Annotated in this window: 4 protein-coding genes and 1 pseudogene; all 5 read right to left on the bottom strand. The window is 36.7% G+C overall.

Annotated features, from left to right (window positions below; translation table 11 throughout):
- Positions 1-805, bottom strand: a pseudogene (locus ACNQGN_RS18665) (OmpA family protein); the annotation flags it as partial.
- Between the two features lie 42 nt (positions 806-847).
- Positions 848-1246: a flagellar motor protein MotB gene (locus ACNQGN_RS18670; protein ID WP_417989337.1), complete on the bottom strand. Its 399-nt coding sequence runs from the start codon at positions 1244-1246 to the stop codon at positions 848-850.
- Between the two features lie 10 nt (positions 1247-1256).
- On the bottom strand, positions 1257-2165 hold the full coding sequence (locus ACNQGN_RS18675) for a PorP/SprF family type IX secretion system membrane protein (RefSeq protein WP_417989338.1): 909 nt from the start codon (positions 2163-2165) through the stop codon (positions 1257-1259).
- A gap of 155 nt (positions 2166-2320) precedes the next feature.
- Positions 2321-9955 carry an HYR-like domain-containing protein gene (locus tag ACNQGN_RS18680; RefSeq protein ID WP_417989339.1) on the bottom strand — a complete coding sequence of 2545 codons (7635 nt, stop codon included), beginning with the start codon at positions 9953-9955 and terminating at the stop codon, positions 2321-2323.
- 1539 nt (positions 9956-11494) lie between these two features.
- Positions 11495-12416 (bottom strand): OmpA family protein (locus ACNQGN_RS18685; RefSeq protein ID WP_417989340.1); only part of this gene is annotated, 922 nt, incomplete at its 5' end.

The following is a 12416-nucleotide window of genomic DNA, read 5'->3' on the forward strand; positions in this document are numbered from 1 at the left end:
TGTCATTTTCTAAAGTGGCTTTGTATATTTTTATTAAAGTGATATTATTACCATCTTTTCCTTTTTTACCATCCATATAATTGTTTCGCGTGAAATACATGGTTTTTCCATCTTTTGTAAAAGCAGGAGTAGATTCATGGAACTTCGAATTTATATTTTTATCAAACTTTTGAGCTGCACCTGGAGCCATGTTATCTCCTAAATCAGCAGTGTATAAATTTGTAAAATACTGATTGGTCCATTTGTGTTTTCGCTGTCCTAAGCTTCCGGTGTCTCGTGCTGATGCGAACACAATTTTGTTGGAATACAGGGCTGTTCCATAGTCGGAATATTTCGAGTTAATCCCCGCATCTTCCACTTGGTATCTTCCAGAATTAGCTTTTATAGCCGCTAAGTAATTGGTGTTTTTTTTGAAAAGCTTTCCTCGTATATCATTTCCCGCTTTTTGATTAAATAGCTCCAACATCTCATTGGCCTTGTCATTTTCGCCAATTGATCTCAAAGACTGCGCATAACGGTAGTAATATTCCGGTTCTAAACCAGCCGTATCCATGGCAAATAGCTCACCATACCATTTAGCCGCTTTATCCAGGTCTGCATTAAAATAATAGGCATTGCCTAGTTTTTTAAACATATCAGCAGATTTATATCCTTTTTCGGCAACCCTTTCGTAGGTTTTTATGGCGTCAACATAAGCATAGTTGTCATATTTTATATCAGCCACAGCCAGCTTCGTTTTTTGGGAATAAATGTTAAAAGAAAAAACACTTACTATAGTTATGTAAAGAAGTAGATTATTTTTCATAATAATTGTTTTTAAAAGAATTTTGGTGTTGTGATTCTATCTTTAATTTTGATTTTTTTTCTTTGCCAGAGTCTCTGCTTTTTGTTTCAATTTCTCTAGTATTTCGTTGGCTTTATCCTGTTGACCAATAAATTTCAAAGAAGTTGCATATTGATAATAATATTCCGGTTCTAAATCGGTGGTATTCATTTCAAATAATTCACAATACCATCCAGCTGCTTTTTCCAACTCTGTGTTGAAAAAATAAGAATCGCCTATTTTTTTAAACAGATCTACTGATTTATAACCTTTTCCTGCGACCCTTTCATAAGTTTTTATTACATCTACGTAAGCATATTTATCATTTATTTTATCGGTTACATAAAATTTTGAATTTTGAGCATATCCCTTTAAAGAAAAAATAATTAGTATTGCTGAGTAAAGGAATATGTAGTTTTTCATAATACTTGTTTTAGAAGAATCTTGGAGTTGTAATTTTTTTGTTATTGCTGAATAATTCATATCGCAGGAAAATTTCATGTGAACCGGAATTATAGTTGTCTAAATTGGTCGTTTCAAAGTCATATCCATATCCTATATACAAACCTTCAGTAGCCTGAAAACCAACCATTGCACTCATCGCAGCACTCCACCTGTAAGCTAGTCCAATCACAAATTTTTCACTGAACATAAAATTCCCGGATACATCCACCTGAAGCGGTGCGCCTTCAACCATTTTGGTGAGAACTGCAGGCTTGAATTTAATGGAATTGTTCAGATCAAATACGTAGCCTGCAATCAGGTAGTAATTAATTTTTTCTTTAAAAATAGCCACTTCATTGTCATCATAACGATTGGATTCAATAAAATTAGGAATCGAGAACCCCACATAAGCCTTGTTTGAATGTAAATAGACTCCGGCACCGATATTTGGTGAGAATTTATTATTGTAATCATGCAAGCTAGGATCATCGTCAACAGGATTTAATCGCGTTACATCCAAATCAAATAAATTTGCAGTTGCTTTAATTCCAAAGGAAAGTTTAAAAGTCTCTGAAGTAGGAATGGTGTACGATAAATCAGCAGAGATGGTATTCTCATGAGTAGGACCAATTTTATCATTTATAATCGATATTCCTAATCCCAAATTATTTGCGTTTAATGGAGTATTCATAGAGACTGCATTAGTAACCGGCGCTCCATCAAGTCCTACCCATTGTGTACGATGTAATGCAAAAATACTCAAGGCACCTCTAGATCCTGCATAAGCAGGATTAATATTTATTGTGTTGTACATGTATTGCGTAAATTGAGCATCTTGTTGGGCAAAACTTACAATGGCTGTAAACATCAAAACGATAGAAAATAATTTTGTTTTCATAATAGATATTTATTATTTTAATTATCTATCGAATTCATTTATAAGAATCCGGCAGGTCAGTTGATAAATTGTATTACTGTTTATCATTCAGGAAATAGGGCTATTGCTATTCTCATTATTAACCTGAGGACATAAAGTCCTCAGGTACTGCAATTTTAGTTTTTAGTAAGGTATAAATACCCGTCTTTTTTATTGGTTAGCGTGTTTCCGGTGTTATCAAATGAAGTGTAGTTCAAGATATAATAGTAGGTGCCAGTAGGTAAACCAGAAGATTGACTAATGGTCGATCTACCTTCAGAGATACCTTTGAACGCTTTGCTGGTATTGTTATAACCACTAGTTTCAAAAACCAACACACCCCAACGGTTGTAAATTTCAACGGTGTTATCCGGGTAACAGATGTTATCATCGATATTATCGATTATGAAATTTTCATTGATTCCATCTCCATTTGGTGAAAAGGCATTGTGAACTACTATTGTTCCACATCCCAACACTTTGCAATCAAAGTTTACATTCATATTTACTATTAAACTTAGAGGGCAATCCCCACCACTGATTCTATATTCAAAAACATAGTCACCAACAGGTATATCTATAGGGGAGAAGATACTGCCTTGTAATGCAGTAGCATTAACTGCATCTGTCCAGGTCCATGTTCCGTTTGTTGCAGTACCCTGAGGTAATAAACTATTTAGATCAACGGTTGATGAGTCTGCATTACAGGCTGAACTTACTATTGCTACTCCACCATTGGCGACAGTTATATTTAGTATCTGAACAAATTTTGATGGATTTCCGCAAGCATCAGCAACATTCCATTCTCTAACAATTGAATAAGAATTTTGGGTTCTGTTAATAATATTCTCTGTAAATACTGCAGGAGAAACTGCGGAGCAATTGTCGGCAAATACAAGTTCAGGTTTGGCAGGAATCGCATCACAACCAACATCGATGGTTGCACTAAACTCGGTTGTCGTTGTAGGTCCCGTTGTATCTTGAATGCTAATTGTTTGTGCAGCTGTTGAAGCATTTCCACAAGTATCGGTTGCGGTCCACGTTCTTGTTACAGAATAGGAACCGGCACACTGACCATTTGTAGTTACGTCTGCAAAAGTCAAAGTTACAGCCGAACCACACGCATCAGTAGCAATGGCTTGCGCGAACTCTGGTATCCCAGGGCAAGATATAGTTGAAGCAGGAGGTAATGCGGCAATAACCGGAGCAGTTGTATCATTTACGTTAATGGTTTGAGATGCCGTTGAAGTATTTCCACAAGTATCGGTAGCATTCCAGGTTCTGGTTACAGAATAGGAGCTGGCACATGCACTATTTGTGGTTACATCTGTAAAAGTCAAAGTCACAGCGAGACCACAATTATCTGTAGCAGTAGCCGTAGCGAACGTAGGTATTGCAGGGCATGAAATGGTTGAAGCTTCAGGCAATGCAGCAATAACGGGAGCAGTTATATCAGTTGCATTAATAGTTTGAGAAGCTGTAGAAGCATTTCCACATGCATCGGTAGCAGTCCAGGTTCTGGTTACAGAATAGGAACTGGCACAAACACCGTTTGTAGTTACGTCGTTAAATGTCAAAGTAAAAGCCGATCCGCATCCGTCGCTAGCTGAAGCTTGAGCGAACTCAGGTACAGCAGGACAAGAAATAGTTGAAGCTTCAGGCAATGCAGCGATAGTCGGTGCAGTTGTATCTTGAACATTGATTGTTTGCGCAGCTGTAGCGGCATTTCCACAAGCATCGGTAGCGGTCCAAGTTCTTGTTACTGAATAGGAACCAGGACATGCACCATTTGTAGTGACGTCTGCAAAAGTCAATTGAAAATCAGAACCACACGCATCGGTTGCCGAAGCTTGAGCGAATTCCGGTAGTGCAGGACAAGATATAGTTGAAGCTTCAGGCAATGCAGCGATAATCGGTGCAGTTGTATCACTTACATTAATGGTTTGAGAAGCTGTTGCGGTATTTCCACACGCATCGGTTGCGGTCCAAGTTCTTGTTACAGCATACGAACCGGCACATTGACCGTTTGTAGTGATATCTACAAAAGTCAATTGGAAATCAGATCCACACGCATCAGTTGCCGAAGCTTGAGCGAACTCAGGTACTGCAGGACAAGATACAGTTGAAGCTTCAGGCAATACAGCAATAACCGGAGCAGTTATATCCTGAACATTGATAGTTTGAGAAGCTGTCGAGGCATTTCCACAAGCATCGGTTGCTGTCCAAGTTCTGGTTACAGCATACGAACCGGCACATGCACCAGTAGTGGTTACATCTGCAAAAGTCAATTTAACATCAGAACCGCAATTATCCGTTGCAATAGCTGTTGTGAACTCAGGTGCTATAGGGCAAGAGATAGTTGATTCTTCAGGAAGTGTTGCTATTACAGGTGCCGTGTTATCAATCACGTTAATAATTTGTGAAGAAGAAGATGAATTGCTGCAAGCATCTGTAAAAGTCCAAGTTCTGGTAATAACAAACGAGTTAATACAGTCACCCTGAACAATAGTATCAATCCCTTGAGCAATGATTTCACCGCTGCAATTATCAGTAGCGGTAAGTGATGTCATGATTGGAACATCCCCAGCGCAAGCCACATTTACCGCTTCAGGAGCTATTGGAGCTATAGGATTAGTACTGTCTTGCACCTTAAATGTAGCTGAAGTGGAAGAAATATTTCCACAAGCATCTTTTGCTGTGAAAATTACTGGTACTTCCGTCGAACAATCGTTTGCAAGTGCATTAAAGTCATTGGACCAGGTTACAGCAGAACAATTATCAGAAGCGCTTGCTCCTCCGTTATTGGCTAACCAATCCGCAATGGAATTTTGATTGCCTTGACCATCACATTCAACGGTTATATTGGAAGCTGCAACAGTAATAACAGGTTTTGTAGTATCTTCAATAGTGATTACTTGAGTAAAGACTCCCGAAGGGTTGCCACAATCGTCTTCTACAGTCCAAGTATTAGTATAAGTACCAGCACTGGCACAACCTTCAGAAGGTATAAATGGTCCCCAATTTTTGAAAATATTGGTTACATCGGTATCGCAATTGTCTTTGGCTATTGGAAACATTGCCTGAGCAATTGTCAAAGCTTCATCATCAAGACATTCTATAGTAGTATTTAAAGCTGAAGCTTCCGTAATCCAGGTTGGCCCAGTTTTATCAACTATTTTAATTACCTGATTAAATTCAACTGTATTTTCACACGCATCACTAACAGACCAGTGTCGAACAACTACGCTATTATTTGGACATAAATTAACAGGCGTTAAACAAACCTCTTTGAAATAAATAGTACCAAGTTCCGTTCCATTTTTTCTTGCATAAATAAACCAATTCCCATTCATACTACCAGTAAGTTCTTCAAAACTGGTTACATATGAATTTAAACCAGTGATAGTATTTGTAGAAGAAAGATCTCCGTAGGGAGTAAAGTTTTGAATAATGTCAGTCGGTATAGGATTACTGTTATCCCATTTCGGATAAGCGGCACTATTGGGATAAAATACTGGTAAATACAATTCTGGATTACTTGGTGATGCGGTATCACAATTTCCACCAGAACAAAAAGGAGCTACTAAAACAATACCCTGACCACTTGGTGCAACTAAAGTAAATTCTACTCTGCCTTTTCCTTGATTTGCTTCAAAGGCCAAAGTAAGTTTTTCGATATTATTAGCCGTTAAATCATCAAAACCTGAAATGGTGAATGGGATATAATTACCAGTTCCAGTATTTATGGCTGTATAATCTGAGTTTCCAAAACAATTTAAGTCTACAAATGTAGCTTTTGCATTGGAATCGCAGAAGTCTTGCATATTTGTTACTTCTCCAGTTGAGGTTGTACTGATATCAGCAAAACAATTTTCATCGCTAATAAGTGTTATGTTAGCTGGAGGTATAAAAGTTGGTGGTGTAGTGTCCTGAACTTTTATTGTTTGAGTTTTTGTTGTTGAATTTCCACAAGCATCTATGGCCTTCCAAGTTCTTTTTAAAGAATAATTACTTACGCAATTACCATCGATACGTTCTTCACCAAGATAAGTTACGATTGGTGCAGGGTCACAATTATCTGTTGCAGTTGCGTTCGTTACCGTTCCAGATGATGGTAAATTATTGCATTCTACGGTTATATTTTCTGGGATAGTTAATACTGGTTCAGTATTGTCTATAACAGTAATAGTTTGCACATGTGTTGTTGTGTTACCACAGTCATCAATCAAACTCCAGGTACGCAAAATGATTTGCTCTCCTATACATGTTCCGTTTGCTGTTGCATCAGTGAATACTGCGTTAAGAGTAGTGTCGCAATTGTCGGCTTCGTCCGTTACATCTCCTGTTATTCCCACTAATCCATTGTAAGTGCAGTTTGCATCTTTGAAAATTGTGATGTTGGAAGGAGCAGAGAAGGTTGGTTTCGTGTTATCAATTACCGTAATTGTTTGCACAAAGTTGGCACTGGTATTTCCACAACCATCAGTAAAGTTCCACGTACGGACTCTAACATAGGCATTAGAACAATTTGCATCTACTGTGGTTATATCACTGACCACATTTATAATTGGAGCAGATGTACAATTATCAGTTGCGGTAGGCACTTCAGCCAATGCAGTGCTTATTCCGGCAGTATTGCTGCATTGAACAGTATGATTCAATGTACCTGCAGCAGTACTTATTTGTGGTGCGGTAGTATCAATTACCGTAATTGTTTGCACAAAGTTGGCACTGGTATTTCCACAACCGTCAGTAAAGTTCCAAGTACGGACTCTAACATAGGCGTTAGAACAATTTGCATCTGCAGTGGTTATATCACTCACCACATGTATACTTGGAGTTGCAGTACAATTATCAGTTGCTGTAGGCACTTCGGCTAAAGCAGCGTTTATACCTGTAGTATTGTTGCATTGAACGGTATGATTCAATGTACCTGCAGTAGTGCTTATTTGTGGTGCTGTAGTATCAATAACCGTAATTGTTTGCACAAAGTTGGCACTGGTATTTCCGCAACCATCAGTAAAGTTCCAAGTACGGACTCTAACATAGGCGTTAGTACAATTTGCATCTGCCGTGGTTATATCACTTACCACATGTATACTTGGAGTCGCAGTACAATTATCAGTTGCTGTAGGCACTTCGGCTAAAGCAGCGTTTATGCCAGCTGTATTGCTGCATTGAACAGTATGATTCAATGTACCTGCAGCAGTACTTATTTGTGGTGCAGTAGTATCAATTACCGTAATTGTTTGCACAAAGTTGGCACTGGTATTTCCGCAGGCATCAGTAAAGTTCCAAGTACGGACTCTAACATAGGCGTTAGTACAATTTGCGTCTGCAGTTGTTATATCACTCACCACATGTATGCTTGGAGTCGCAGTACAATTATCAGTAGCTGTAGGTACTTCTGCTAAAGCAGCGTTTATACCTGCAGTATTGTTGCATTGAAGAGTATGATTCAATGTACCTGCAGCAGTACTTATTTGTGGTGCTGTAGTATCAATAACCGTAATTGTTTGCACAAAGTTGGCACTGGTATTTCCACAACCGTCAGTAAAGTTCCAAGTACGGACTCTAACATAGGCGTTAGAACAATTTGCATCTGCAGTGGTTATATCACTCACCACATGTATGCTTGGAGTCGCAGTACAATTATCAGTTGCTGTAGGCACTTCGGCTAACGCAGCGTTTATACCTGTAGTATTGTTGCATTGAACGGTATGATTCAATGTACCTGCAGTAGTGCTTATTTGTGGTGCTGTAGTATCAATTACCGTAATTGTTTGCACAAAGTTGGCACTGGTATTTCCGCAACCATCAGTAAAGTTCCACGTACGGACTCTAACATAGGCATTAGAACAATTTGCATCTGCCGTGGTTATATCACTGACCACATTTATAATTGGAGCAGATGTACAATTATCAGTTGCTGTAGGCACTTCAGCTAACGCAGCGCTTATACCTGCAGTATTGTTGCATTGAACTGTATGGTTCAATGTACCTGCAGCGGTACTTATTTGCGGTGCTGTAGTATCAATAACCGTAATTGTTTGCACAAAGTTGGCACTGGTATTTCCGCAGGCATCACTAAAGTTCCACGTACGGACTCTAACATAGGCGTTAGTACAATTTGCGTCTGCAGTTGTTATATCACTGAGCAAATGTATGGTTGGAGCGACAGTACAACCATCAGTGGCTGCTGGCACTTCCGCTAACGCAGCGTTTATGCCTGCTGTATTATTGCATTGGAGCGTATGATTCAATGTACTTGCCGCTGTGCTTATTTGTGGTGCCGTAGTATCGATAATAGTAACTGTTTTTGTACAAGTTGAAATGCATCCATTTGCATCTGTAATTGTCAACGATAACAAAAATGTTGCATTACAACCGGAACCTGCAGTAATTGAAACAGTTTGAGAATTTGTACTTCCAACTATTGACCCGTTTCCGGAGATACTCCACGCATATGAAGCACTTACCGGGGATGAATAAATAATAGAGGAAGAGGAAGGACATAACGGACCATCTGGACCAGTAATGGAACATGCAGACGGTTGATTAACCGTAATCACTACATCATCAAATACCGTGCATTGTGATCCTGGACCACTTAGTGGACCTGTAACTACTGTAAGTCGGAATGTTGCAGAATTTCCAGTAATGCTAACATTTGAATTGAGATTTGTTGGATCCGCTATGGTAGCAGAACCGCTTAAGACAGACCAGGTTTTAGATATAACCTGATATCCATTGCTAGGAATAGCAGCTCCTTGAAGCATATAAGATGATCCTGAACAAACGCTATCATCATTTCCAGCATCTGCACTTCCAAGGGTAAGGTTATCAACAGCAACTGGGTTAAAAAAGTCCTTAATGGCGGCAGATGATGATGTAGAAGTTTTAGATTTAACAAAAATAGTTTTTATTTTAAGACTGGTACAGGGGTCTATTGTGCCTAAAACAGTTGATAGATTTACTGCCGATTCAATAAATGTGTTCTGAATATAACTAGTGGTACCAAATGCAGGATAGGGTACAGGGACACTGGTTGAATTTCCGGCGGCATAGACTGATGATGGATTTGGGGGTGTGGGTACAGGCAGGGATGCGAAATAAGTTTTGTATTCCCAAACGCCACTTCCACTAAAAGTTTCCTCCCATCTTTGAATGTCAAATTTGGCGATTCCGCTTTCAAAATAAACAGTTAGTAAAAAATCTCCTTCCGTCCGACCTCCAGTTGAGGTAGGAGCTGAGGTTGAAAATCCACTGGCAGTTTTAGTCATAGGTGCTTGTAGGAATTCAAAATCCACATAAGCATTACCGCTGTTGCTCAAACGGTCAGCTGCAAAAACAACCCATACACTTCCATTTGTATCGGTAGTTAAATGGATAAGTGCATTATTCATATCGGTTTTATCGTTGGCTGTACCGGTAACCCAAGACCAACTGTTTGGATTGTCACCTACTTTATCACCTCCTCCAAATATATTATCTGAAGAGGTGTTGTATGGGTCATACAGATGATAGGTAGTTCCAGCATTTAAAGGAACGCCTAAATTATTAAGTGTAAAACCGCCAGTGCCTGTCCCATCGACCCAATCTCCTGTGGCTGTATTTGCAAGTAGTGTTCCGTCAATATTAAATCCACCCGTGGGCGTACTAACGGGTGCAATACCAGGACCTATTTGGGCAAGTGTTACTGCTGGAAAACTTAAAAAAACTAATAAAAAAATAGTAAATAGTCTTGTCGAATTAGTAAAAATTGATTTCATATTGATTTGTTTTAAATCGTTAGAAAGTGAAATGATTATACATAGCAAAATTCATATTTGAAAGTTGTTATGTAATTTGATGGATGGTTAGTTCTTGCTGCACTTTCATGCCTAAAGAGCTTAGAAATAATACTAATTGAATAGGTATTCAAGTAGTTTATTATTTGACTATAATATAAAATATCTTGATTGAAACCCTGAAATAGAGTATACCAATACTTTTGTACATTGAATTGAGAATATTGAGTACTACCAAACAATAAGAAGGCTAGTAAATGGAAAGTAATTTTTGAATTCATACGCTCAAATTTTAATTTATTAGTTGTAAAACTGATTGATTCTAGGGTATTGTTTTTCTGGTATAGCGGTATTTAATTATATCTAAATAGTATTGGGGAGAGGTATATGTTTTAAAATTTAATAAAAGCAAAAATGGGCTATTTTTTTGCCTGTTTTCATGCTATAATTTGAATTAATTATTTTTTATTTCTAAATAAAAGTTTTAAAATTTAGATGTATTTCTAATTTTTTTCAGGGATGAAAGCTCTTATTTGGGGTTAAAGAGTCTTTTCCTCGTATGATCAAAAATCTAAAATTCAGGTATATTACTATTTTTTTTCAGTATAAAAGGCTTCTTTTTTGGGGTCAAAGAATCTTTTCCTGGGATCGTAATTATCTTTTTTTAACTATTTAAAATGTAGTTTAACCTGATAGTTTTAATGAGCATTTTTTGAACTAACAGTAAATCTGTTTTAAAATCAAAATCAAAATCTAGAATTTAGGTGTATTCTAAATTTTTGCCGGTCTAAAAGACTTCTTTTTTGGGGTTAAAGAATCTTTATGTCGTGTTGTAATTATCCTTTTTTGTTTTTTTAAACCATCTAAAATATAGTTTAATCTGTATATTTTTAATTAAGACTTTTTTGAATCAATAGTTAATCTATTCCTTCAAAATTAAATTCTAAAAATTTAGATGTATTTCTAAATTTTTTCAGGGATGAAAGCTTTCTTTTTTGGGGTTAAAGAATCTTTTCCTCGTAAAATAATTAGCTGTTTTTTTTAGGATATTTAACAGACTATTAATATATACGTTCAAAGTTACAAAGAATTAATACTATTGATTTTTTTTTTCTACGAGTGACCAAAATACTCGTTGAAATGTAATTTTTAATTAAAAAACACAATTTTCAACACTAAAATTTTAACATTTATTTAGTTGTAAAATAAGTTATGCCCTAGTAATTTCAAAATAATTTATAAAAAAAAGTTAAGGAAGAGAAAAAATAATTAATAAAAAGAAGTTAAAAAATGATAAAAAGAGAATAATAGAAATAATTTTTTTTAACAATTTTTTTAAGGTTGAATTAAAACAATAAAGGTTTTGTATTGTAAAAAGTGGATTAATTTTAACAGTTAAAATAGTTGCTTAAGTGTTTTGTATTTAAAATAAAAAAGCCTCCAAAGTTTTACTTCAGAGGCTTAGTTCATAAGATTTTATGGACTAATATAAGTCAGCCATTTTTTACATAAAACTATATTTTATAGTGCAGTGATTATAAATTCGCTACGTCTATTAAGTTGGTGTTCTTCCTCTGTGCATTTTACATCATCGGTACATCTATTTACTAATTGTGTTTCACCATATCCTTTACCAGTCAATCGACTTGACTCAACTCCGTTTTTGATTAACCAATTTATAGTGGATTTAGCCCTTCTGTCTGATAAGGCTTCATTGTATTTGAAGGTCTGTCTGCTATCTGTATGGGAACGTATATCAAGCTTCATCGTTGGATTTTGACGCAAAACATCTAGTATTTTTTCTAGATCTAAAGCAGCTTCACTTCTAATATTAGATTTGTCTAAGTCAAAGTAAATCATTTTAATACCAAAGCATTTACCCAGATCATCACCAATTGTTACTTTACATTGTGCTTTTTCCAATGTGATTGGTAAATGTGTTTTCCCATTTTCTGAAGCAATAGTTATTTTTTGTTCTTTGGTGGTGTATTCTGTTTTTTCTGCTCTGACATTATAGGTTTTTCCACATTCGACAGTAAAAGAATAGTTTCCTTTTTCATCCGAAGTAGTTGTACTGACCAAATTAAATTGACTGTCATATAAGGTTATTTTAGTATTTGGCAGTACTTCTGCAGTAGTTAAATCTGTTACTTCACCATATAAAAGTTGCTCACAGATTAGTCTTTTCGTTTCTAAAAATTTATAAATATCATCATAGCCCTGACCTCCGTCTCTGTTTGAAGTGAAAAATCCTCTTCTTGATTTTGTATCAATCAGATACGCAAAATCATCTTTAGGAGAATTGACATCTGCCCCTACATTTTGGACTTCACCGAAAGTTCCGTCTTCGTTTATTTTGGACATAAAGACATCCAATCCTCCCAAACCAGGATGCCCATCGGAGGCAAAATAGATTTCATTCTCATCATTTACAAAGGCAAAA

This window comes from Flavobacterium rhamnosi, from assembly GCF_048286515.1.
In the GTDB taxonomy this organism is placed as follows: domain Bacteria; phylum Bacteroidota; class Bacteroidia; order Flavobacteriales; family Flavobacteriaceae; genus Flavobacterium.

Excerpts from the sequence above, each read along its gene's own strand:
- ACNQGN_RS18675 (WP_417989338.1), bottom strand. The coding sequence starts at position 2,165 with ATGAAAACAAAATTATTTTCTATCGTTTTGATGTTTACAGCCATTGTA.
- ACNQGN_RS18670 (WP_417989337.1), bottom strand. The coding sequence starts at position 1,246 with ATGAAAAACTACATATTCCTTTACTCAGCAATACTAATTATTTTTTCT.
- ACNQGN_RS18680 (WP_417989339.1), bottom strand. The coding sequence starts at position 9,955 with ATGAAATCAATTTTTACTAATTCGACAAGACTATTTACTATTTTTTTA.